This window comes from Microbulbifer maximicatervae (SeqCode), assembly GCF_052467615.1.
The window spans coordinates 4070497-4093808 of the sequence record NZ_CP174319.1 but is presented as its reverse complement, the minus strand read 5'-3'; the positions used below and the strand labels follow the sequence as shown (position 1 = coordinate 4093808).

General features: G+C 46.7%; 17 protein-coding genes and 1 pseudogene. 11 read left to right on the top strand and 7 right to left on the bottom strand.

The features are described from left to right. Window positions 1–33 precede the first annotated feature (33 nt). Window positions 34–1449 (bottom strand): nicotinate phosphoribosyltransferase, encoded by a 1416-nt coding sequence (locus ACJJIM_RS17945; protein WP_413663532.1) that lies wholly within the window; start codon window positions 1447–1449, stop codon window positions 34–36. 204 nt (window positions 1450–1653) lie between these two features. Then, entirely contained in the window at window positions 1654–2754 is a 1101-nt protein-coding gene (locus ACJJIM_RS17940) for a bifunctional nicotinamide-nucleotide adenylyltransferase/Nudix hydroxylase (protein WP_444913402.1), read from the bottom strand. Window positions 2755–2905: 151 nt separating this feature from the next. Here ACJJIM_RS17940 and ACJJIM_RS17935 point away from each other — a divergent pair, with 151 nt between their 5' ends. Continuing rightward, window positions 2906–3301 carry an FAD-binding oxidoreductase gene (locus ACJJIM_RS17935; protein ID WP_282931030.1) on the top strand — a complete coding sequence of 132 codons (396 nt, stop codon included), beginning with the start codon at window positions 2906–2908 and terminating at the stop codon, window positions 3299–3301. 57 nt (window positions 3302–3358) lie between these two features. On the opposite strand, the gene ACJJIM_RS17930 is transcribed toward ACJJIM_RS17935, so the two are convergent. Then, complete coding sequence (locus ACJJIM_RS17930) at window positions 3359–4273, bottom strand: LysR family transcriptional regulator (protein WP_444911638.1); 915 nt, start codon at window positions 4271–4273, stop codon at window positions 3359–3361. Window positions 4274–4390: 117 nt separating this feature from the next. Here ACJJIM_RS17930 and ACJJIM_RS17925 point away from each other — a divergent pair, with 117 nt between their 5' ends. Both ACJJIM_RS17925 and ACJJIM_RS17920 read left to right on the top strand, forming a co-directional pair. Then, complete coding sequence (locus tag ACJJIM_RS17925) at window positions 4391–5113, top strand: SDR family oxidoreductase (RefSeq protein ID WP_444895922.1); 723 nt, start codon at window positions 4391–4393, stop codon at window positions 5111–5113. A 131-nt stretch (window positions 5114–5244) separates the two neighbouring features. After that, window positions 5245–5775: a hypothetical protein gene (locus tag ACJJIM_RS17920; protein WP_444911637.1), complete on the top strand. Its 531-nt coding sequence runs from the start codon at window positions 5245–5247 to the stop codon at window positions 5773–5775. A 67-nt stretch (window positions 5776–5842) separates the two neighbouring features. On the opposite strand, the gene mmsB is transcribed toward ACJJIM_RS17920, so the two are convergent. Next, entirely contained in the window at window positions 5843–6736 is an 894-nt protein-coding gene (gene mmsB / locus ACJJIM_RS17915; protein ID WP_444911636.1) for a 3-hydroxyisobutyrate dehydrogenase, read from the bottom strand. 18 nt (window positions 6737–6754) lie between these two features. Further along, window positions 6755–8266, bottom strand: a complete 1512-nt coding sequence (locus ACJJIM_RS17910; protein WP_444911635.1) for a CoA-acylating methylmalonate-semialdehyde dehydrogenase — start codon at window positions 8264–8266, stop codon at window positions 6755–6757. Window positions 8267–8582: 316 nt separating this feature from the next. On the opposite strand from ACJJIM_RS17910, the gene ACJJIM_RS17905 reads away from it, so the two are divergent. The 3 genes and pseudogenes from ACJJIM_RS17905 to ACJJIM_RS17895 all read left to right on the top strand — a co-directional run. After that, entirely contained in the window at window positions 8583–9635 is a 1053-nt protein-coding gene (locus ACJJIM_RS17905; RefSeq protein WP_444911634.1) for a hypothetical protein, read from the top strand. Between the two features lie 442 nt (window positions 9636–10077). Further along, complete coding sequence (locus ACJJIM_RS17900; protein ID WP_444911633.1) at window positions 10078–10497, top strand: hypothetical protein; 420 nt, start codon at window positions 10078–10080, stop codon at window positions 10495–10497. A 124-nt stretch (window positions 10498–10621) separates the two neighbouring features. Beyond that, a pseudogene (locus ACJJIM_RS17895) lies at window positions 10622–10777 on the top strand (DUF7661 family protein); the annotation flags it as partial. 211 nt (window positions 10778–10988) lie between these two features. Here ACJJIM_RS17895 and ACJJIM_RS17890 read toward each other — a convergent pair. Then, on the bottom strand, window positions 10989–11591 hold the full coding sequence (locus ACJJIM_RS17890) for a GNAT family N-acetyltransferase (RefSeq protein WP_282931039.1): 603 nt from the start codon (window positions 11589–11591) through the stop codon (window positions 10989–10991). Between the two features lie 461 nt (window positions 11592–12052). On the opposite strand from ACJJIM_RS17890, the gene ACJJIM_RS17885 reads away from it, so the two are divergent. After that, complete coding sequence (locus tag ACJJIM_RS17885) at window positions 12053–13525, top strand: DEAD/DEAH box helicase (RefSeq protein WP_444913401.1); 1473 nt, start codon at window positions 12053–12055, stop codon at window positions 13523–13525. Between the two features lie 281 nt (window positions 13526–13806). Next, entirely contained in the window at window positions 13807–16713 is a 2907-nt protein-coding gene (locus ACJJIM_RS17880) for a PKD domain-containing protein (protein ID WP_444911632.1), read from the top strand. Window positions 16714–16753: 40 nt separating this feature from the next. Here ACJJIM_RS17880 and ACJJIM_RS17875 read toward each other — a convergent pair whose 3' ends face one another. Then, window positions 16754–18055, bottom strand: a complete 1302-nt coding sequence (locus ACJJIM_RS17875) for a M20 family metallopeptidase (RefSeq protein WP_413663523.1) — start codon at window positions 18053–18055, stop codon at window positions 16754–16756. Between the two features lie 852 nt (window positions 18056–18907). Here ACJJIM_RS17875 and ACJJIM_RS17870 point away from each other — a divergent pair. The 3 genes from ACJJIM_RS17870 to ACJJIM_RS17860 are packed head-to-tail and all read left to right on the top strand — an operon-like array spanning window position 18908 to window position 23257. After that, window positions 18908–21265 carry an efflux RND transporter permease subunit gene (locus ACJJIM_RS17870; protein ID WP_444911631.1) on the top strand — a complete coding sequence of 786 codons (2358 nt, stop codon included), beginning with the start codon at window positions 18908–18910 and terminating at the stop codon, window positions 21263–21265. Beyond that, window positions 21246–22061, top strand: coding sequence for an outer membrane lipoprotein-sorting protein (locus ACJJIM_RS17865; protein ID WP_413663521.1), 816 nt, complete (start codon window positions 21246–21248; stop codon window positions 22059–22061). Before ACJJIM_RS17870 ends, ACJJIM_RS17865 begins: the two co-directional genes overlap by 20 nt. A gap of 11 nt (window positions 22062–22072) precedes the next feature. Next, a complete protein-coding gene (locus ACJJIM_RS17860) occupies window positions 22073–23257 on the top strand; it encodes a hypothetical protein (protein ID WP_413663520.1) in 1185 nt (394 codons plus the stop codon). The last annotated feature ends 55 nt before the right edge of the window (window positions 23258–23312 follow it).

Here is a 23312-nt window from a genome sequence, read left to right as displayed (position 1 = left end):
AACGCTCCCTAAAAGATTACTGATTAGTTAATATTAACTGGCAACAGCCAATATATCTCTACCCTCAACAATAACTGCCCGTTTCCGAATAGTTTCCAGGTCTTGTTCTATAAGTAATTTCCCGTTGCGGTAGACGGTTTCCAGCAGATTATTACGGCTACCAATATCTTGCTCATGAATAGTGTAGGGCGTTCCGCCGGGATGATTTATTAATGCCAAGCGCCCTCTCTTGGAGCGCTTACCGCTATCGGTGGCGGGGTCTTTGTAAACATCCCGCCATAGGCCATCGACTCGAACCGCACTGGCTTTCATGGCGAATCTCATGGTATCTCGGTTAACTTTTTGTAAAAGCTCACCTCCCATACCGAAGCTAATATTTTCAGCGCTCTGTTTTCTGGCTTTCATTGCGCTGAGGATGCCCTCAATGGTGTGTAGAGAAATCCCGTCACCCTGGATCACCCGAATAAAGTCAGGAAGTACTCGGAAACCTTTACTATTAATGGTCGCTCCGAATATTCTCATCAAGCGCTCAATAGTCTGAGTGACTATATCAACGGGATCGCCGCTATCCGGGCGAATTACCAGGGTGCCGCCATTATTTTCTACCCTCTCTTTTAATTCACCGCCCCAGATATTCTCGATAGCACTCCAAAGATCGTAGCTGTCACTCACTACGGCGACCAGACGATTGTCACCGCTGAATTGCGTCAGCATATTTTCATAGGCTTTGGCTTCCTGCTCGCGTCCCCAACTGGTCATGGTGCTGTGCTCTGCAGCGGGTATTGAAAATCCGGCCATTGGGGCTGCGTAGTAGCGGCGGCCGGCGAGTACGGCGGCAATGGTGTCTGTGCCTTGGAAATTTACCAGGTGGGCCAGGCCCCCAATCGCAGCTGTCTCTTCGCTGCTAGCACCGCGTGCGCCAAAGTCATGTAGCTTGAAGGGCAGTGAGTCGAGGCCCTCAGCAGTTTCCAGTAAATATCGTTGAATGACCTTTTTGGCTTCCCGGCTTTGGGTGGCAACTGTGGTGGGGTACCAAATTGCGCGCAGCAGGGCGGTTTCGATATAGCTGGTTAGCCAGAAGCACTTGGGGTCTGTATTGACTACTTGGACTAAGACATTCCTAGTCGGGATAACGCTGCCCTCGGGAACTGCTTGAATCTCAATGGGCAGGTAACCCTGATGCTCCTGGAGAATGTATTCCCATCCCTCGCGATTAAATGGCAGGCCATGGGCCAGACAGAGCTCCTCTGCCTCTTCGATGTGCTCTGCGTTGATCGGGGTAGTCAGGTACTGCTTGATAAATGCCTGTAGGCCAAAGAAAACAGCCTCTTTGAACTGGCCGCCCCGGCTCTCGATATAGCTGCTGACATACTGGGTTCCCTCTGGGTACTGAAGGTAGTGGCTGGTTTTATAGCTGTCGACATTCAGGATTGGGTTGTACTGGTTCATCGCGGAAATCCTCCGTGAGTAGTTGTTAGCACCGGTCTCTCCAGTGCGGGCCTTGCCAATTATTGTCTAAAGGACACCAACTAAGTTAATAGTGTCTTTTCGATACTAAGCTGTCAAGTATTGGCGTGTTTTTTTGGGTATTGGTGAAGGTAATGCGAGTTGTTGAATGTGCAAGAGGCGGCAATTGGCCACCTCCTACCAGCTTTAGGCACCGCCAATCAGGGATTGAATGATGTAATAGTGGTCTTCAAATAGCTGCTGAGGGTCCAGATCAGCGAGGGGAACCCAGCGGGCATGGCGAGCGTCGTCACCGCCCTTTACCTTGGGTAGCTGTTGGCTGGGAGCCAGTTCTATGTAATAGGCGTGTGTGATAGTCCTTCCACGGGCCGAGCGATAGGGTTCATCGAATACATCCTGCCGGCGTATAGATCCTTTCAACACTGGTGTCGGGACTTTAAGGCGTGTTTCCTCTCGCAATTCTCGCAGGCAGGCATCGATCAGTCGCTCACCGGGGTCGACAAAACCACCGGGCAGCGCCCATAAACCCCGCCCGGGAAAAGCTCGTCGCTCTATCAGCAGGATATGGCCAGATTGGACCACTACAGCATCGACAGTAACGTGAGTTGGCGGATAGGGAGCGGTGGCCCAGGAGGATCTGTAGCGCTGGATGAATGCCATTTCTTCGCGCATTTCGCCGTAGGCTGGATTGGTCTCCACAAACTCTCTTAAAGCGCCAATAGTGCCCTCTGGCAATTGCTTTTCTTGGTTGAGTGAATTCAACAAGCTATCGGCGCTGTCGGTAAATAGTGCCTCCCTAAAGGGGGTTGCACTGATTTCGTTGTGATTCTCCACCCCAAGGGATCCCCACTGGGGGAAGAGGTTGAGGTAAAAACCGCTCTGGTCTTTCTGGTGCCCGATTAATGCAATTTGAGGTGGCTTGTGGGGAATGGTGTGATGAGCGGTCACTATGCCGTTAACGGAGTTTTGTACATTGCGTACCCACAGCTCATCGTTATAGGGCACATCCATTAAAGGTAGGCAGGTCAGGCGCTTGTTGTCACTCTGGCTTAAGCTTTTCCTGATAAATTGTTCCCGCTCGCGATGAGTCCAGGGGTTGCGAGGATTGCGGGGCTGGTTGGCGGAGCCAATCAGGATAATCAGGTGCTGGGCCTGAGCTAATCCGCACTGGACTACTTTTAGATGTCCGGAATGGAATGGCTGGAATCGACCGATAAAAACGGCAAAATCGTAGTGCAGGGCCATAGCAGCAAGCTCCTTGCTGTGAGTAAACCCCGGTCTCTCCAGGGCTTGAATAATAAGTCTTGAAACATTATGTGTCTAATGGACACTAATGGCAAGTGGGCTTAAATTCAATTTTTAGTGGTTTATCGAAGAGGTGGGGTTATATTCCAGTGTCCGAGCCGATTTACTTTTTTCGAGTGTGTGAGTAGAACTGATGTGCCGCTGGTTGTTGTTCATTTCCTTATTGAGTTTGGAAGCCTTTGCGCAGGAAATAGAACCATTTACTACTGATGGTTGTAGCGCATTTCCCGATGGAACTTTTGATCAACAGGAGTTGTGGCTCGACTGCTGTATTGCCCATGATTATGCCTACTGGAAAGGGGGCACATACGATGAACGCGAGCAGGCGGATAAAGATCTGGAAGTCTGTGTAGCTGGAACCGGGGAAGAAGAAGTTGCACTAATGATGTTACTTGGAGTTCGGGTTGGCGGTACGCCTTTTTTACCCACCCCATTTCGCTGGGGGTATGGCTGGCCCTATTTGCGTGGCTACAAGGCTTTGTCACCGGTGGAATTACAGGCAATAAAACAATCAGAAGGTGAACTTTGACGGTAATTAGGAAAAGCTAGTCACAGAGACAAATTGTTCGCGTTTATTTGAGGTACTTTATTCAATAGGACTAACAGCTAAAGCCTGTAAATAAATATCCGCAAAACCTTCCTTTAGCCACTGCATCAAATTGCGCACCCGTAATAATTGGTGGCGTAGGGGCGGGCATACCATGGAGAGCTCGGTAGACTCAGACCAGCCGGGCAGAATTTCAACCAGACGCCCACTGGCAATATCTGCCTGGACATAGATATCTGCCAGCCGGGTAATTCCAAGTCCCTCAATTGCAGCGCGGTGCATTACCCTTCCGCTAATCAATTTAGTGCTGTTTTCAACTTGCACAACCTGTTGATTCTTACCTCGTGTCAGCAGCCATTGATCTACACTGCCGGAAATTAGTGGTACAGATGCTAAATCAGCAGGTTTTTCTATAGGTCCATATTCTTGAAGGAACTTTGGGCTGGCTACGTATCGGGTTTTGATAGTGTGAAGTTTACGCACGATTAGAGAGGAGTCCGGCAAACTGCCCATACGAATAACCAAATCGTACTGGTCTTGAATCAAATCTACTCGGGTGCTGGAAAAGTCCAGATGAACTCTAACTCCTGGATTGGCCTGCTGAAACTTGATCACCAGCCGAGCAATTAAGCTCTCTCCGATAATGCCACCAACAGCGTTGATGCGGATGTTTCCCTCCAGTCCTCCCTTTGATTCACTGGCCCACTCGGCGGCTGAATCCAACTGCTGCATCGCTTGCTTGCAACGCAAATAGTAACCCTCACCAATCTCGGTAAGACGCAGTTGTCTTGTCGTGCGGTAGAGAAGCTGTATATCCAGGGTTGTTTCCAGCTCTGTGACCAGTTGGCTCAAATTGGCCTTGGAAAAGCCGCTGTTCCGCGCTGCAGCGGTGAAGCTTCCGGCATCGGCCACCTGAATAAATGCACGAATAGCGCGCCATGAGATATTGTTCATAAAAACCAAACAATGTTTTCCTATTGGTTGGGCTAATCATATTAGTCGGAATTCCTATACTGGGTCTACTTAAACAAAACTATCCGCCGGGATAACTCATTGAAGGAGAGAGAGCCCATGTCCAAACCACTCGTTGTTATTACTGGAGCCAGTTCAGGTATTGGTGCTGCCATTGCCCAACATATGTCTGCTGCCGGGCATCCTCTATTATTGTTGGCAAGGCGTGTGGACAAGCTGGAAGCTTTAAATCTGCCAAATACTCTTTGCAGGAAAGTGGATGTGACTGATATGGCAGCCTTGCGCGAGGCAATTCGTGAGGCTGAGACTCAGTTTGGTCCGGTTGACTGTCTGATTAACAATGCCGGCAAAATGTTACTGGGCAATATTGAAACCCAGAACCCCGATGAGTGGCGGAAAATGTTCGATGTGAATGTATTGGCCTTGCTTAACGGTATGCAGGCAGTTTTGGAGGATATGAAAACTCGCCATTCCGGGACCATTATCAATATCAGTTCTATTGCTGGAGTAAAAACATTTATCAATCATGCTGCGTACTGTGGTACCAAATATGCTGTCTCTGCTATTGGTGAAACCGTGCGCGAGGAAGTGGCGCCTACCGGGGTACGTGTAATGACCATATGCCCCGGCGCGGTGGAAACAGAGCTGCTAAGCCACACTACCTCAGCAGAAATTATTGAGGCCTATCAACAATGGAAAGAATCCATTGGTGGTGCAATTAATGCAGAGGATATTGCTCGCACAGCTATGTTCATGTACTCCCAGCCCCAGCATGTAAATATTCGAGAGGTTCAAATTGCAGCAACAGGGCAGGGACAGTAATCCTGATTTTGTACCGCGCAAACACTAATCGTTTTTCCAAGCAATATTTCTTTTGCTAATATTCCCAACTTAAGCCAGCTAACTGGAGCTGGCTTAAGTTGGAATGGATAGTAAAGGATATGGAGATATCAGTGCGAAGAACGATTTTAATTGCCGGCCTGATTTTATGTTCCTCTGCGTTTGCACAGCAAAATACAGATGAGCAAGAGAGTGGCGTAGCGGAAACGGCAAAATCAGTGATGTCTAACATCGTCAGCTTTGGTAAAAACCTGATGGATGGTGCCAGTGAAGGTGTGGTTGATGGACGTAAAACAGGGCAGAGTACTGATGGTGCTGTACTTATCAATACGCTGGAAGATCTCAATAAGTATCTGGAAAGCGACGTTATCGCAGTGACCGCCCATGCAGAGAGTGGTTGCTATGTTGAAGTTGGTTTTAAAAATCAAAATGACTTCCCCGTGCGGTTAATCGACCTGGATAGCTCCGAGGCAGTGATCCTTATTGACCAGGATGGCTATGCAACCAACTTGTTTAGGGGCAAAGGAAACCCTGAAGAACTCACGATTCCCAGTAATGCTGGACGCAAACAAAAGTTCTACTTTGCTATAGAGTGGGATCAAGTGCGTGAAATCCGAATTCTCGGTAAAGTCATGCAACCATAGCCAGTAACTGGTGCTGGAGAGAAGTGGAGCTGCGGCAGGGGTTGTGGATACCCAGCCTGCTACGCGGCTAATCCACTTCTTGAAATAGCTTTTGAATAGATGAGAAGTCCAAATCACTACCTCCGCGCAAATTGAGAATTCCATAGAGATTGCGCGCCATTGAGCCGAGAGGCGTATAGCTCTTACTCTGAGTGGCTGCTTCCTGCGCCAACCCCAGGTCCTTACACATAAGTTTTACCATAAAGCCACCGCTATAGTTTTTACTCGCTGGAACTTCGGGCATTACTCCGGGATAGGGATTGTAATTTTGTAGGGACCAGTTGGCTCCTGAACTCTTTAACATAATGTCGGAGAGCACATTGGGGTCGAGTCCATTATCTACCCCCATTTGTAGGGCTTCAGCGGTACCAATCATATGAATAGCCAGCAGCATATTGTTACAAATCTTTGCTGTTTGGCCAGATCCCGCTGCTCCTGCATAGAAAATATTGCTACCCATTGGCTCTAGAACTTCCCGGGCCCTGTCGACATCACCGGCCTCTCCCCCACACATAAAACTCAAAGTTCCTTTGCTAGCACCCGCCACTCCCCCGGAAACAGGGGCTTCAATGGCTTGCAGGCCTTTGATTCTGGCTTCACGAATAAGGCGCTTAGAACTGTTGGAAGAAATAGTGGAGCAGTCGATAATCAAACAGTCGCGAGAAATACTGTCGAGTAGTTTGTCGGTATCAATATACAGGCACTCAACCGCCGCGCTATTAGGCAGCATGCTTACCACAAAATCTGCTTCCTCGACGGACTCTTGGGGAGAGGAGCACTTTTTGATACCGCTTTCTACAGCGGTATCCAGTATTTCAGTGACTGGGTCAAACCCTTTAACTTCAAAGCCCGCCTGGACCAGGTTGGTGGCCATAGGCAGTCCCATATGGCCCAACCCTAAAAATGCGACTGTTTTAGTCATGCTGCTCTCCAGTTAACATTATTTGAGCTGTATGGTTAAGTTGGTGTGCTCTGCATGCTCTATATCACTGTCAAACCAGCGTGCCGTAACAGTTTTGGTTTCGGTATAAAACCGTACAGCTTGTTTTCCATAAGCGTGTTGATCACCGTAAAAAGACGCTCGCCAGCCGGTAAAACTAAAGAAAGGTAATGGCACTGGAATAGGTACATTAATACCGACTTGCCCCACTAATATTTCGTGTTGGAACTTACGTGCGGCAGCGCCACTAGCCGTAAATATTGAGGTGCCATTGCCATAGGGGCAGTTATTGATTAATTGGATTGCTTCTTCCAGGGAGTCGGCATTTACCAGGCAAAGTACGGGACCAAAAATCTCGTCGGTATAGATCGACATGTCCGAAGTTACATCGGCAAATAGGGTGGGACCAACCCAGTTTCCATTGGGAAACCCTTCGACAGTAATTTCAGAGCCATCTAATACACAGCGGGCGCCTTCCTTTTTGCCCTGGGCGATATACCCAAGCACCCTCGCACGAGCAGCGGGTGATATTAGTGGACCGAAGCCCGCTTGCGTATCCTTCCAATGACCGGGCTTGATAGCTGACATAGCGTCTTTAATGTCGTCTACCCATTGTTGTGTCTCCCCAACAAGTACAGCGACGGAAATCGCCATGCAGCGTTGCCCGGCAGCTCCGATGGATGATCCAACAATATTATTAATAGCCGCAGCCTTATTGGCATCGGACATCACGACCATATGGTTTTTTGCACCGGCAAAAGCTTGAACTCGTTTTAGGTGCTGGGTACCCATCTGGTAAATATGCCGCCCTACGGGGACTGAACCAACGAATGAAATGGCCTGAATGCCGGGATGCGTTAGAAGAAAATCCACCTGTTCCCTGCCGCCATGTACTACCTGTAAAACACCTGCTGGAGCCCCCGCTTCAGCAAATAATTCGGCCAGTTTGCAAGGCGTGACAGGATCCTGTTCAGAGGGTTTCAGAATAAAAGTATTCCCACAGGCAATCGCCATTGGAAACATCCACAGTGGAATCATTGCGGGGAAATTAAATGGTGTGATCCCCGCACAAACTCCAATAGGTTGTAGATAGGAGTAACAGTCGATGGTGTTGGCAACATTCTCTACGGTTTCACCCATCATTAGTGAAGCGATATTGGCTGCATGCTCAACAACCTCAATACCGCGCCAGACGTCCCCTTTGGCATCCTCAAAAGTTTTACCTGTTTCCTCGCTGAGGATTTCAGCCAGCAGCTCCTGATTTTCTTTCAGAAGCGCCTGGTACCTCAACATAATCCGTGCTCTTGCGGTAACCGGCGTATTTCGCCATTGGTCAAATGTTTCTTTGGCGGAAATTACTGCATTCTCCAGTTCAGTCGGGGTAGACAATGGCGCCTGTGTAATAACATTGCCGGTAGCGGGGTTGGTTACATCCAGCCACTCAGTACTTTTGGACTGAATCCACTCACCACCAATCAATATTGGTAACTTGGAAGGAATATTCTTATTCATGTTAATTAAAGCGCCGAGAGGAGGGAATTTTATCCAACAGTTTAGGTGTTTATTCGCGATTAAAGAGGAATATCACGCTGCTTTTATGACTATCCACTTTTATTGAGTAGAAGGTTGATTGACCAAAAAATTAAAATAAATGTATTTGATTATCTTTGTAGAATAGATCGCAAATAATTAATACCCATAAGAAATGAAAAATAATCTTGCACTGTACGGCTAGTATCTTGTGGCTGGCAATTCGGCTTTGGATTAATGCCCAGCTTAAACGTTGTTGTCGTAATGTAACTAGTGAAGAGTAAAAGAGGATTATTCAATGTATTTTATGATAAAAAGAATACTGATTGTAATCGGATTAATGATATCTCCCATATTTGTTGGTGCTACCACTCTAAGTGACTTAAGTGCACATGAGCCTAGCTCTGATGAAACCTGGGCTGAGCAATGGTTCTATAACATTGCAATTCCCGATGTGGGATATTTCAAAGTTAGCTTACAAACCTATATTGCACCTGACTTTGCAGTTGCCAAGCCTAAAGCCTATATCCATTTAGCTTTTTCTTCAGAGGCCGGAGCTACCACGAAGTATGATCTCTTTTTTGATGAAGTGATCTTGAAGCACCCTGAAGGTATTGATGAGTTCTACTATGAAGTACCGGGAGTAGTTGTGGCCGATGAGCAGGGTGTACAGGTCTTACACCCAGATTTCCTGTTTAATATGGAGTGGGCTGGTGAACACCACCATTACTGGCATGGGTTAAACCCCGGTCAAACCCCTTTTGGATTTATTCCTGAGATACCTGGGGTAGGAGGAAAGTGGTTCCTATATACGGTCGGTACCCCAGTCAATTACAGTTACTTTGATGGTTCTATGTCTCTAGCCGGTGTTGGCTATGCGCAATTGGATAAGGGCTGGTATGACAAAGAATCCAGTGCCGGTATGATCTATTCAATGGGGCTAACAGATGACCTCTACTATATGATTACCGGAGCTAAACTGGGTGACTCAGAGATTGAAATGTGGGCGGGGCGATATGTTTCTGAAGAGTATGACCTGATTTTTTTACCGGCTTTTAATGGTTTCTCTGTTAAGCGGGAAGCTGATGCTTGTTCAGGTTATCTACAAGTTGAACTTAACAAAATTTCATACAAGTTAGTTGTCGAAGCAAAAGCAGATATTGCCAGCTTTTATCCGCTGGAGTTTCCCTCTGTAATTATTTTTGGTGGTGAGCAGAGTTATATGAAATCCATGCAGGCAGATGTCAACTTCTATCTGTATCAATTTGGACAGTTGAAGGAGCAAATTCAAATGCCCCAGGCTTTGCTAGAATTTAGTGGGCCATTGGCGTGTGATGATTTTTTTGACTAAAGAAGAGTGATATAAAAGAAGAACTTATTGGGTTTGCAGGAGTTAAGTTAACTCCTGCAGATACCCTATCTCATCGAAACTAGGGGCCGTTCTTGTGGTAAGCGTACTATTTACACTATAGGTAATGGATTTCTGAGGACGTTGGGGAATAGTGCTTTTCTTTGTAGTAGTACCGATTGTAATTACTGCTTATTGGAAAGTTAATCCTTTTTTCCAGATGGTGTTCTATTGATGGCAGTTGTTTCTAAATGGATACATAGTGGCAAGTTGACAAGTCTCGATGTTACATTTCTGTTTCAGTATGGTTTTCGTTGAATAGAGGTCTCGCTCTTAAGGGGGTTTATCTATGAAATACTTGTCATTAATAATTATTAATTTTCTTATTGCGTCGTGCTCCTGGGTGGACCTTCCTCAAAAATGTACTTCTAAGGCCCGGTATTATATGGATGATTTCAGGGAAATTTTTCAGGAAGACCGGCTGCTGCCAATAGCAAGGCTGGCTTCGAAGCGTGAAAAAAATTTCAATGCTCTTCAAGCAAAGCTTGCTATTTCGCAAACACCAGATTACTGGGAAAATTTGACTGCTAAAGGACAGAAGCAGTACGCTTTTGAAGTTATTGAGTTGGCTGAGCAAAGAGTAATAATCAAGCAAGAAGAGGTTGAGTTGTTAATAATATTGTTACATTTGTATTCTTTACATGTTATGGAATTGAAGAAAGAATTTAATCAATTGGCCCCAATTGTAGCAAATGGCGAGAAATGTGAGGCTTTAGATTTAACCCCAGAGTTGATTGAAAGAATCATCGGTAGCTATCAAGTACTTACACAAAATAGGGATGGTATAACTGAGAATTTACAATAATTTTCATGTGGGTAACTGTAAACCTGTGGAGTTTTTTTATTCTATGTAGTTTTTTATGAAAAAATTTAAATATAATATTTTTGATAAAGAGATGTTTATCGAAAGGTAGTCGAATAGCTGGGCCACATTCTATCAGAGCAATGAAGGTAAGCGTCGCAGTGCCGGGATATCAATACCTTCGGAAATTAGTGAGAAAGATTTAGCCCAATGCTTGGCAGATATCTGCCATGAATGGGTAAGTGAGCGGTACCCTGCTGTGGAGCGTATAAATACAAAATAAGTATATGGAAATTTGGCGGACGGTGGTGATCCAACTTTTCTTGAGGTCGTATTATAAAAGACCAATAACTGTAAGTAATTTGAGGTCGCCAAGACTGTATTAGGAAAACGATGTACAGTTAAGTAGAAAATAGGTGAAGCAAGTACCAAGGGCACCTGCTTCATATAGATAAATAAATATAAATATGGACTTAAATTCTTAAATTACTCACTTACTCCAAATTTATTCGGGAAACTTCCTCTTTGTGACTAAAGCCATTAGTCTCAAGATTAGTTTTCAATTCTAGTGTATAGGTGAGCAGGGTATAGTCTTTGGCATCGGCTTTACAGGTAAAGCCCATGGATTTTGCGAAACTGTCCACTCGTCTATTTTGTGCTGACTCAATCGAATAGATTCGTTCAAGCCCCTGATCCTGAGCGCAGTTGATGAGTCGCTTTAACATTAAGCGTCCCAAACCTAACCCCTGCCAGTCATCGCTCACCACAACGGCACACTCACAAGCGCGTCCGTCAACGTCAAGTGCGTAGTGTGCTATAGCAACAGCTCTCTGTGCTCTGTCACTACTGCAGAGTGCAATAAAAGCTTCATGTACATGGTGGTCGTTATCTGTGAGTAACTCCAATAGCTTTTGGCTGGCTTTACAGCTTCCGCCAATAAAGCGATCGCGGCGAGTTTCTGGAGACAACTGTTCAATTAGTTCTTTCTCAAGCTGACCATCACTGCGACAGATGGGGCGTATTGAGACTTTGCGTCCATTGCCGAGGGTGATCAGCTCAACTTGGTGTTCAGTATTCACACTGTTGTTGGGTGACATAACGGTTCCTATCCTGGCTGCTTTGAGCAGCTTTGTTTTACAAGTTCGCAACGGGATGGGGTACCTCAAAGATAGACGCTCGCGCTGCGAACGTGAAACTATGTTACGGTCCTGAAGACGACCTCCCCAACAACTGCTCTGTATAAACCTATAAAAGAAAGGAGTTTGGCTGGGTGAAACTATACAGTCAGCCTTTGTGTGGTATAGTACAGCCGCTGATTTTTCTCAGCTGCGTCATTTGTAGGCCGGTGATCCGCCGGTAGCCCCTCCGGAACTTTTCAAAAATTCTTCCAGGAAATTTCTACTGAATGCCGCGCGCCGGTTACGAGGACTGGCGATTAGACGGCTGTACACGCTGGGAGCAATACAGGCTCCCGATGTCGACTCCGATTTCTCTCTTCATTCCCTCAGGGGGAGTGAGTGTGTTTGATTGCGCCTGCGGCGCAGTTCGAGGTTTTTTTATGTTGTTTGAAGATCTGGGCCTTGCCCAGGAGATTGCCCGTGCCGTTGCAGAGCAGGGATACACTGCGCCTACGCCAATCCAGGCACAAGCTATTCCAGCGGTAATGAAGGGCAGCGATATTATGGCCGCAGCCCAAACTGGTACCGGTAAGACGGCTGGCTTCACTTTGCCGCTGTTGCATCGTCTTAGCCAGGGGGAGCGCGCTAGAAAAGGGCAAGTACGCGCACTGGTGCTCACTCCAACCCGTGAATTGGCGGCTCAGGTTTTCGATAATGTGCAGGGGTACAGCCAGTACCTGCCTATGCGCCATGCGGTGGTGTTTGGTGGTGTGAAGATCAACCCCCAGATTTCTCGTCTGCGAGGCGGAGCGGATATTTTGGTAGCTACCCCTGGGCGCTTGCTGGATCTGCACAATCAAGGGGCAATTCGCTTCGATCGCTTAGAAGCCCTGGTACTTGATGAAGCAGACCGCATGCTGGATATGGGCTTCATTCACGATATCAAACGAGTATTGAGGATTTTACCGGCTAAGCGTCAGAACCTTCTATTCTCCGCAACTTTTTCACCAGATATTCGTCAGCTGGCGAAAGGCTTGGTAAAAGATCCGCTGGAAATTGATGTCAGTCCACGCAACTCCACTACTAAAACGGTGCGACAGAAACTCCATCCTGTGGATAAGGCTCGAAAAACGAAACTACTTAGTCATTTGATTAGGGAGAATAACTGGCACCAAGCCTTGGTCTTTAGTCGAACTAAACATGGTGCCAACAGGTTGGTGAAGCAGCTCGAAGGTGACGGCATCCTGGCAGCAGCCATTCATGGTAATAAAAGTCAAAATGCACGAACTCGTGCCCTGGCGGACTTTAAGGCTGGCAAGGTTCAGATTCTTGTGGCGACTGATATCGCGGCCCGAGGCATCGACATTGACCAACTGCCCCAGGTAGTAAATTTTGATTTGCCCAATGTGCCTGAGGACTATGTCCACCGTATTGGCCGCACAGGGCGTGCGGGCGCTCAGGGGCAAGCGGTATCTCTTGTTAGCGCTGATGAGATTAAGCAGCTTCGCGATATTGAGCGCTTGATCGGCAAGCCAATTCCGCGCGAGGAAATCGAAGAGTTTGAACCGGACCACCAGGTGCCCGCATCCGGAAATCCAAAGCGGGGTGGGTTGCAAAAGCCCGGCTCCAGCAAGCGCCCAGCGGGTAACTCTCAGAAGAGTGAAGGGCGGCGTGAAGCGCGCGGCAATAGCGAGGAACGTCGGGGCAACCGCGGCAATGGACGCGGTAAGCCTGAGGGGCGTGGAAATTCTAGCAGCCGCAGCGGTAACGCCTCTGCGGGTAAAGGGGCCCCAGCCAAGCGCGCGGGCGGTAACGGTAAAGGGCGCGGTGCTGAGGCTGGTCGCAGTGATGGACAGAAACCACAACGAGCTCCGAGACGGCGTCCTAATAGAGGACGTTCGGAAAGCGCTTAGCGTGTTTAATTAAAAGAAATAAAAAGGCGGCTTAGGCCGCTTTTTTATTTCTTAGAAAAAATCTAGGAGGTCCCTTTTAACTTTATCTATTTACCTGCCTAATTTACTTAAAGAAATACATTTTTTTGTTTTGAGGATTAATTTTTAAATTTGTTTTTCGGTACTAGTGTCTGCTTTTGTGTCTTTTCTTGATATTTTCTTTCATAATTGATCACACTTAATTTTCACATTTTGTGCTAATTTACTTCCGCTTTTGAAGCGATTTTACACAAGGAGATGTTGTGAAACTTAAATTACTTGCAAAATATTTTGCTCTTTCCTCAGCTGCTTTTCTGATTGCAAGCACTGCAATTGGAGAGGTTCAGTTTCAGCCGGTAGAGATTTATTCCACAGGATCAAAAATAGAGGCAGTTTCTGTTGCCGATGTTAATAATGATGGACTTGATGATGTTGTACTAACTACATCGAGTAACTTTGATCCCGAAAATGACTTTAAGCTAAAAGTATTTCTACAGGATGAATTTGGTAGTCTGACAGGGTCTATTGACTACCCGCTTGCAGGTGGAGAGGCAAGTCTGCCTCAGTCTATTACAGTAGGTGATCTTGATAATGATGATTTGAAAGATGTTATTGTTGGGGTTGATGGCGGCATAATTGAGGTATACCTGCAAGATCCTGCTAACGGTTTAGAATATGCGGAATCTTTGGAGAACTCCTATTCTGAGCGAGTCGCAATTGTCAACCTTGGTAATAATGGTGATAAAGGAATTCTCGGGATTAGTTGGGGAGAGAATGGTGCTGTAATAACCCATAAAGTAGGGGAGTCATCTACCTATGTGAGTAGCGCTAGCGATCTAGCTATTGAAAGTCCAGGGCAGGTGGCACTGGGTGACGTGGATGGAGATGGTATAACAGATATTTCTCTAATTGCTAACGGGTCTCTCCAAAATAGCTTGGTTGTTCTAGCGCCGAATGATTCTTTGAGGTTGAGCGAAATTAGCAGTATTGAATTAGATGGAAATGCTGATGTTAATGATGATATTAAAATAAAAGGAATCGCAATTGGTGACCTTAATAATGATGGCCGCAATGATATTTCGTTATCAATAGTGGGTGGAGGGCAGGATAATTTAAGAATCGCTGTATATTACCAGGGAGAAGATAGCTTATTACAGCAACCTGAAATTCACAGCTTTGGAAGTCCTCCTGGAGAGCTTTTAATAAAAGATATTGATAATGATGGCCTTGCTGATTTAGTTGTCTTGCCGGACAGTGGAGAGTTCTTAAGAATTTATCAACAGCAAGATGATGGTACCTTGGCTTTGAGTGAACAAATTGCCATTCCTGGTGCAACTTATACTAGCCCCCAGAGTATGGCTAGTGGAGATATCAACGGGGATGGTATTGCGGATATCGTTGTCGCAAATCCGTTACAGGGATTGGTTATATTAAAAGGTGGTGCTGGGCATATCAACCAGCCACCCACGGCTATCGCCGGTGAAAATCAAACTGCTGAAGGTAATTCGGCGGTACTGCTCAATGGTACTCTGTCTTCAGATTCCGACGGCAGTATTGTGGCTTACCGCTGGACACAGATTTCCGGTACTCCTGTTATCTTAGATGACTCTGGTAATGGTTTCGCTAGCTTTACCGCGCCCTCCGAAATTACTGGAGTTGTACAGGAGTTAATTTTCGAGCTGGAAGTTGAGGATGATAAGGGTCTAAAGAATACTAGCAAAGTGGCGGTTAGTGTTGGAGTTAATTTAGCTCCTGTTTTGATAGTCGATCAGCCAATGTCAGCATTTACTGCCGGCCAAGAGGTTACATTATCCGCAGGCCAGTCTTATGATCCCGATGGAACCATCGTTAGCTATCATTGGCAGCAGGTTTCTAGTGGCCCGCGTATTGAGCTGAAAGAGCTTGATGATGGTTCCGTAACCTTTACTGTTCCAAGGATAGTTGCAGAGCCAGGAGTGTCTTTCTCAGCATTAGTATTTACGATTGAGATTGAAGATAACGGTGGTGCAAAAACTGAACAGAAAAGGTTTTTTTTTGTTAAGGTGTTAACACCTCCTGTGGTCAGGAATGCTTTTCTAACGGTAGAGCCAGGCAAAGAAGTTTTATTTTTTATATCGGCTTCGGATAGTGATGGTCACATTGTAGATTATCGTTGGCGTTCGCTCTCCAATACGGATATTGAATTGGCAGTCAACGCCGATGGAATTCCGAGCTTTACAGCACCTCAAATTCCCTGGGGTACAGAATTAGTACTGGAGTTTGAGCTTGAGGTTGAAGATAACGATGGTCTGACTGCAACGGGTATATACAATGTACTTGTAAAATGGAATGTGCCCCCAAATATGGGTGTTGGAACTATGAGAGTGGTTCAACCGAATACAAATGTGACTTTAGATGGTTCCTATTCAAATGATCCAGATGGATATATTGTGAGCCAACAATGGGAGCAAGTATCGGGTCCACCCGTTGAATTAGTAAATGCTAATAATTTAATTGCCAATTTTAAAGCTCCAGCAGAGCCAGCTGTATTGTCATTTAAATTGAGTGTCACTGATGACAGAGGGGCGACAAGCCAAATGACAGTCAGCGTAGATGTTGAGTTAGTTCCCCCGAAAGTAATAAGCACTACTCAAGAAGTTGAGCCCGGTGAAAATGTCTTACTGGTTCCTGGCATTTCTTGGGATGTCCCTGGTGCGCATATTGTCGACTATCGCTGGAGTTCCCTCTCCGATAGGGGGATTGAATTGATAACTCACACTGATGGTAGTGCGAGTTTTATAGCACCGCAAAACCCGGGAAGTGAGTTTACTCTGGAGTTTGAGCTGGAGGTTGAAGATAACAATGGCCAAATAGTAACGAGTATATTTACGGTAATCGTAGAAGGGAACATTCCACCGTTTATGGTTGTTGCATATGGGGCTGTTGGCGGTGTTAAGATTAATACAATTTCGACCTTGAGCGGTGGGGCTTCAAGAGATCAGGATGGAACTATTGTGAGCCAGAAATGGGAGCAGGTATCTGGCCCTGCAGTTGAATTGATTGATGCGGACAAGCTGACTGCTTATTTTATGACACCAGCAGAGCCCGCCACTTTGTCTTTCAAATTCAGCATTACGGATGATGATGGAGCAACAACTGAAAAAACTATAACCTTAGATGTTGAGGAATAGATAATTGTGAAAGAGAGCCCCAAGAGGGGCTCCTTTACAATTACTGTTTTTTATAGTTCGCCATATAATCCAAAGTTAACAGGGTCAGCGCTTCAGTACCCTTACGCAAAGCGTCCTCATCCACATAGAAAAGCGGTGAGTGATTGCTTGGAGCTTGGCTAGCATCCTGATCCCTAGGAGTTACTCCCAGGAAGTAGAAAAAGCCAGGGACCTCATTGGCGTAGTAGGAGAAATCTTCTGCCCCCGTGATTTTGGGTACTTCTACAACATTCTTGTCGCCGACAGCAGATCTCAGAATAGGCAGGGCCATTTCTGTCAGCTCCGCATTATTTATCGTTACCGGATAGCCCTCCAGAATCTCCACATCTGCGCTTGCACCGGAGCTTTCAGCAATTAACTCCGCAGTGGTTTTTAAGCGTTTGAAAATTTCTGCACGGTTATCCATATCAAAATTACGGATGGTGCCATTCAGATAGACACTATCGGGAATGATATTGTTGCGGACACCACCGTCAATACGTCCGAAAGAAACGACTGCGGGCTCTTTGGTGATGTCGATCTGGCGGCTGACAATGGCTTGGGTGCCCATTACGACTTGTGCTGCGGCGACAATAGGGTCCACTCCACCCCAGGGGCGTGAGCCATGGGTTTGGCGGCCATTGATGGTAATACGGAATTCATCGGCAGCGGCCATAAGCGGGCCCGAGCGATAGCCGATGACGCCGGTGGGTAGCGAGGAAGTGACATGCTGGCCAAAGGCCACGTCCGGCTTGTACTTCTTGAAGATCCCTTCTTTGAGCATCAACTCCGCGCCACCTTCTTCATTGTCCGGTGCGCCTTCTTCTGCGGGCTGGAATATAAACAAGACGTTTCCAGCCAGCTCATCGCGAAGGCCTGCCAGGACCTCGGCAGTGCCCATCAGCATGGCCACATGGGTATCGTGGCCACAGGCATGCATAACGCCAACATCTTTACCTTGGTAAGTGGTTCTCGCTTTGGAAGCGAAGGGCACATCGGTTCTCTCGGTGACTGGCAGAGCGTCCATGTCCGCGCGCAAGGCCACAGTTGGTCCCGGTTTGCCGCCTCTCAAAAAGCCCACAAGGCCGGTATGGGCGATACCTGTTTCAACTTCAAGGCCCAGTGCACGTAAGTGTTTTTCAATATATTTGGCTGTTTCAAATTCGCGATTGCCCAGTTCTGGGTTCTGGTGCAGGTGGCGACGCCACTCGATCACTTTGGATTCAGTATTTTCCAGCAATTGCTGAGGCTTAGGATCGCTTGCAAAGGCATGAGTAGCCAGCAGCGATGCACCGATTGCGATGGGCAGGAGCAGTTTTTTCACAGCACAATTCCTTCATTCTCATTATCGTCGCCCGATTTTAACTCAGATCTTGCGCAGCCGACTCCCTCAAGCTGTCTTGCCTTTATATATTTTGAATTTCCGCTGTTGACATGATGAACCGAACGGTTCAAGATGTTCTGTATAGATTGTGGAAAGAGCTATAACCACAGAACAATGATGGCTGCAGGAGGTTCTCAAGGTTTTCACGAGACTGGGTGATACAGAAAGTGATACTGGTTGGTCATAGGTTGGGCAAGCTGTTGTACTGCTGTTTTAGTGGGCACAATAGAATGCCCAGAAGTAGCTACGGTGTCCAAGGCTATTGGTATTGCTGACCAATCACTTTGGGCCTAAGTACGTGATTAAAGTAATGGTTGGAAACAATTAAAGATGTTTAACTTGTCGAGCCCCCTAATTATTTCTTAAAGGATAATTAACGAGTTAATTTATAGTGATAACAATAGGCAGGTTACTAATATATCTGTATGTCTCAGGCATATATTAATAATTATTATATTTATTGTTAGATTTACGATATTTTAAATTAGGTATTCTCTTAACTCGGCGGCTCTCTCGTGGTCGCCCCTGTGTTGGGGAAAGGTGAGCTTTGCCTGAAATTGGCTACTATTAATTACAAAGAAGTGGTTCTTATAGCGCCTAAAGCGATAACTCTTTATTTATGTCTCGGCCATATTTACGGTTTGGCTGATGGCATTAGTGTGCCTTTTTATCAAATTTTGTAGCTGATCTTATATTGGCTATTACGGAATTCTGTGGCCGTAAGTAAATACCCATTTGCTTAGGTTGTTTATTAATAATTTTTTTATCAGGTTGTTTGAAGGAGCTGATTTCATGTCATCCCCCCAATTACCTTCGAATTGGGTCAGCCGTTATGCGGATTGGCTTATTCGATATCGATGGCTGGTAGCCATTGGCGCACTACTGTTAGCCTTCTTTGCGGTAAGCGGAGCAAGATTCCTGGGTTTCAACAATGATTACCGGGCATTCTTTAGTGAAGCTAATCCTCAACTACAAGCTTATGAGCAAATCCAGCGCACTTACACTAAGAATGACAATATTCTGTTTGCGGTAGTGCCAAAAGATGGCAATGCCTTTTCCAATGATGCCCTGGCAGCCGTAGAGGAGATGACCGAGAAATCCTGGTTGTTACCCTATGCGCTGCGGGTGGATTCAATCACTAACTTCCAGCACACCATTGCTGAAGAAGATGACCTTCTGGTACAGGACTTGGTGGAAAATGCCAGCAGTTTAGATGCAGAAACCTTGGCTTCTATCAAGGCTGTAGCGCTGGCAGATCCCACTTTGAAGGAGCGCCTGGTAAATAGTGATGGCTCCGTTACAGGGATAAATATCACCTTCCAGCTTCCACAAAAATCCATGCATGAAACCCCTGAAGCGGCTGAAGCTGCACAGGCATTGATGGAAGAGATTGAGGCAAAATACGATGTAGAGGTCTATGCGACCGGTATTATTTTACTGAGTAATGCATTTTTTGAAGCCTCTCAGTCAGATATGAGCACCTTAGTTCCGCTCATGTACCTTGTGATTATTGCAGTTGTATTTTTATTGGTGCGGAGCTTCAGTGCGACTTTTGCAGCGCTGTTGGTTATCGTCTTCTCCATGGCCGCAGGCATGGGTTTGGCCGGTTTTATAGGTGTTAAATTGACACCGCCCTCCGCTTCTGCGCCCACCATTATTATGACTCTCGCAGTGGCGGACTCGATACATATATTGGTGAGTCTGTTTGCTGCAATGCGCCGTGGACTCAGCAAGCACGATGCAATTAAAGAGAGCTTGCAGCTCAACATGGGGCCTGTGTTCTTAACTTCGATCACTACCGCCATTGGCTTTTTGTCGATGAACTTTTCCGATGCGCCTCCCTTCCACGATCTGGGTAATATTACCGCGATGGGTGTGATGGTGGCTTTCTTCTTATCGGTTACCTTACTGCCTGCATTGATGGCGATACTGCCAGCCAAGAGTCGCGCCAGTGAATCCAAAATTGGACGCTCCATGGATACTCTGGGAGATTTTGTGATTCGCCGTCAGCGCCCAATATTACTCGCGGGAGTCATTATCTCGTTGGGATTACTGGCAATGATTCCAAACAATGAGATTAATGATGACTTTGTTGGTTACTTTGATGAATCTGTGGAGTTCCGAACCGATTCAGATTATATCAATGACAACCTCTCTGGTATTTACCAGCTGATTTACTCGATCGAATCCGGTGACAACAATGGTGTTAGCAATCCGGAGTTTCTTGCCAATCTGGAGCGTTTCACTGAGTGGATGCAGGCCCAGCCCGGGGTGCGCCATGTCAATACCATTGGCGATACTTTCAAGCGCTTGAACAAAAATCTGCATGCTGACGATCCGGCCTACTACAGGTTGCCTGAAGAGCAGGAATTGGCAGCCCAGTATTTATTACTGTACGAGCTGTCTCTTCCCTATGGCTTGGATTTAAATAATCAGCTGAATGTGGCTAAGTCGTCGACGCAGATTATTGTGACTCTCGATAACCTCAAGTCGAAAGAACTCAAATCGGTAGCGGATGCCGGCAGTAATTGGCTGGAGAAAAACATTGGTGTAACTGCCTATGGTGTAGGTCCGGCGATCATGTTTGCCAATATTGCCGAGCGCAATATGGAGGGCATGTTGGTGGGCACTCTGGTTGCGCTGGTGTTAATTTCTGCACTGATTGGTATTGCCCTGCGCAGTGTCAAACTCGGTTTCTTAAGCTTAATTCCCAACTTGTTGCCGGCCGGCCTGGCATTTGGCCTCTGGGGTGCACTGGTAGCTGAAGTCAATGTGGCTGTCACTATGGTGACCGGTATGGCACTGGGTATTGTGGTAGATGACACAGTGCACTTCCTCAGTAAATACCTGCGCCAGCGCCGTGCAGGCTATAACGTGGAGGACGGACTGCGTTACGCCTTCTCTTCAGTGGGTGTAGCGATAGTTGTGACCTCAGTCATTCTGATTGCCGGATTTATGGTGTTGGCCCAGTCCTCCTTCGGTATGAATTCTTCCATGGCACTTCTGACCGCAATTTGCATTTTGATGGCCTTGCTGGCGGATTTCCTACTTCTTCCGATTCTCTTGATGAAGCTCGATGCCAAGGCGTACGACCCCGCTATCACCCCTATTGAAAATAAGGAGCAAAACTATGCAACCCAGCCGCTCTAATAAACCGTTTTTGACACGGGCCCTAGCAGGTGCCCTGGCTCTGGCAGCTTTATCTGTTTCTGCCAGTGAACTGGATCTGGCCGCAGAAAAAGGTCTGGAAATTGCCAAGGAGGCGGACCGCCGCGACTTGGGATTCGGCGATCTCAGCAACAGCCTAACAATGACCCTGCGCAATAAATATGGAGAGGAGAGTGTGCGGGCTATGCGCACCAAAACTCTGGAGCAGGAAAATGACGGAGATAAATCCCTGGTGATTTTTGACAACCCTCGGGATGTAAAGGGCACAGCATTTTTGTCCTTTACTCATAAAGTGGGATCCGATGACCAGTGGCTCTATTTGCCTGCTTTAAAGCGAGTAAAGCGTATTTCCTCCAGTAACAAGTCTGGACCATTTATGGGTAGTGAATTCTCCTATGAAGATATCGCCTCACAGGAGGTGGAGAAATACACCTACAAATATCTGCGCAACGAGTCTTTCGATGGCCGCGATCACTTTGTTCTGGAGTTGGACCCGGTTGATCCTAAATCCGGTTATTCCATTCAACACCTTTGGGTTGATACAGAGGAGTACCGCGCATGGAGAACCGACTATTATGACCGAAAAGGGGACCTGATGAAGACCCTCACGATTTCCGACTACAACCAGTACGGCGATCAATACTGGCGAGCCAATAAAATGGAAATGGTTAATCACCAGACTGGTAAATCCACAGAGTTGTTGTACGGCGACTGGGTATTTGGCAATGGTTTTACCGATCGCGACTTCACCAAAAATAGTCTCTCCAGGGCGAAATAGGGATTGCGCCCATGGTTAACCGAAAAATACTCACTTTGTTGCCACTATTGGCGGCGTTGAGTCATATGGCTGGAGCAAATGAGTTGAGCGGTTATGCGGGCCTGGAGGCCCGCGCATTCACCGCAGACCCTTTGGATTCAGCACAAAGTGATGCCGGTCTTTCTGCGTCTTTAAATCTCGAGTACTACCGGGATTTTGACGATGGAAACCAGCGTGTTGTGGCCAGTGTCTTTGGACGCTGGGACAGTGAGGATAGCGATCGCAATCACGCGGATCTCGGCGAGCTTTACTGGTGGAAAGCTTACGATAGTTTCGAGCTTTACGCCGGGGTGCGCAAAGTATTTTGGGGAGTTACTGAAACCGTGCATTTGGTGGATGTGATTAACCAGGATGATGCGCTGGAAAATATCGATGGTGAAGACAAGCTTGGCCAACCCATGATTAACCTCCTGATGGAGCGTGATTGGGGAACACTGGAGGTGTACGGTTTACTGGGCTTTCGCGAGCGTCAGTTTGCTGGCCGGGAAGGGCGATTGCGTGCTCCGCTGCCGGTGGATGAGGATGCTGCGGTCTATCAATCTGACCGGGAGGAGAAGCACATAGATTGGGCCTTGCGTTACAGCCATGTACTTGGGGATTGGGACCTGGGTCTCAGCCATTTTTCCGGCACTAATCGGGATCCATTATTATTGCTTACGGAAGATGGCTTGCTTGCGCCTTACTATGCACAGATCGATCAGACGGGTGTGGACATCCAAACTACCCGTGGAGATTGGTTGTGGAAGTTTGAAGCTATTTCATTTAAACCTCGCGGTGAAGATCGCCAGACAGCGGCTGTCGGCGGTTTCGAATATACATTTTATGGTATTGGCGAAACGATCTCAGATCTTGGGGTATTAATGGAGTATCAATTTGATGATCGTACCGGACCTTGGTCTACGGCCAGTCAAAATGACATTGCAATAGGTGCGCGATACGCCCTAAATAATACACAGGATACGGAGCTTTTATTTGCCGTAAGTACCGATTTGGATAACGGTAGTCGTTTTTCCAATCTGGAACTGACCCACCGACTAAATGACCGTTGGTTAATGGAAGCGGAAGCGCGTTTTTTCGGTAATGCCGATGAAGAAGATCCTACCTACAATTTGCGCAACGACGACTATTTTCAGTTGGAATTACGTCGCTATTTTTAAAAGTTAATTCTCACAGGAATACCCCCATTCCCACCCCAAAGAGGCAAGAAGTTTT

Bases quoted from the DNA above. Each gene is read 5' to 3' on its own strand.
- ACJJIM_RS17945 (WP_413663532.1), bottom strand. From the start codon at position 1,449: ATGAACCAGTACAACCCAATCCTGAATGTCGACAGCTATAAAACCAGC.
- ACJJIM_RS17910 (WP_444911635.1), bottom strand. From the start codon at position 8,266: ATGAATAAGAATATTCCTTCCAAGTTACCAATATTGATTGGTGGTGAG.
- ACJJIM_RS17900 (WP_444911633.1), top strand. From the start codon at position 10,078: ATGGATGATTTCAGGGAAATTTTTCAGGAAGACCGGCTGCTGCCAATA.
- ACJJIM_RS17865 (WP_413663521.1), top strand. From the start codon at position 21,246: ATGCAACCCAGCCGCTCTAATAAACCGTTTTTGACACGGGCCCTAGCA.
- ACJJIM_RS17870 (WP_444911631.1), top strand. From the start codon at position 18,908: ATGTCATCCCCCCAATTACCTTCGAATTGGGTCAGCCGTTATGCGGAT.
- ACJJIM_RS17860 (WP_413663520.1), top strand. From the start codon at position 22,073: ATGGTTAACCGAAAAATACTCACTTTGTTGCCACTATTGGCGGCGTTG.
- ACJJIM_RS17925 (WP_444895922.1), top strand. From the start codon at position 4,391: ATGTCCAAACCACTCGTTGTTATTACTGGAGCCAGTTCAGGTATTGGT.
- ACJJIM_RS17885 (WP_444913401.1), top strand. From the start codon at position 12,053: ATGTTGTTTGAAGATCTGGGCCTTGCCCAGGAGATTGCCCGTGCCGTT.
- ACJJIM_RS17890 (WP_282931039.1), bottom strand. From the start codon at position 11,591: ATGTCACCCAACAACAGTGTGAATACTGAACACCAAGTTGAGCTGATC.
- ACJJIM_RS17905 (WP_444911634.1), top strand. From the start codon at position 8,583: ATGTATTTTATGATAAAAAGAATACTGATTGTAATCGGATTAATGATA.
- ACJJIM_RS17935 (WP_282931030.1), top strand. From the start codon at position 2,906: ATGTGCCGCTGGTTGTTGTTCATTTCCTTATTGAGTTTGGAAGCCTTT.
- mmsB (WP_444911636.1), bottom strand. From the start codon at position 6,736: ATGACTAAAACAGTCGCATTTTTAGGGTTGGGCCATATGGGACTGCCT.
- ACJJIM_RS17930 (WP_444911638.1), bottom strand. From the start codon at position 4,273: ATGAACAATATCTCATGGCGCGCTATTCGTGCATTTATTCAGGTGGCC.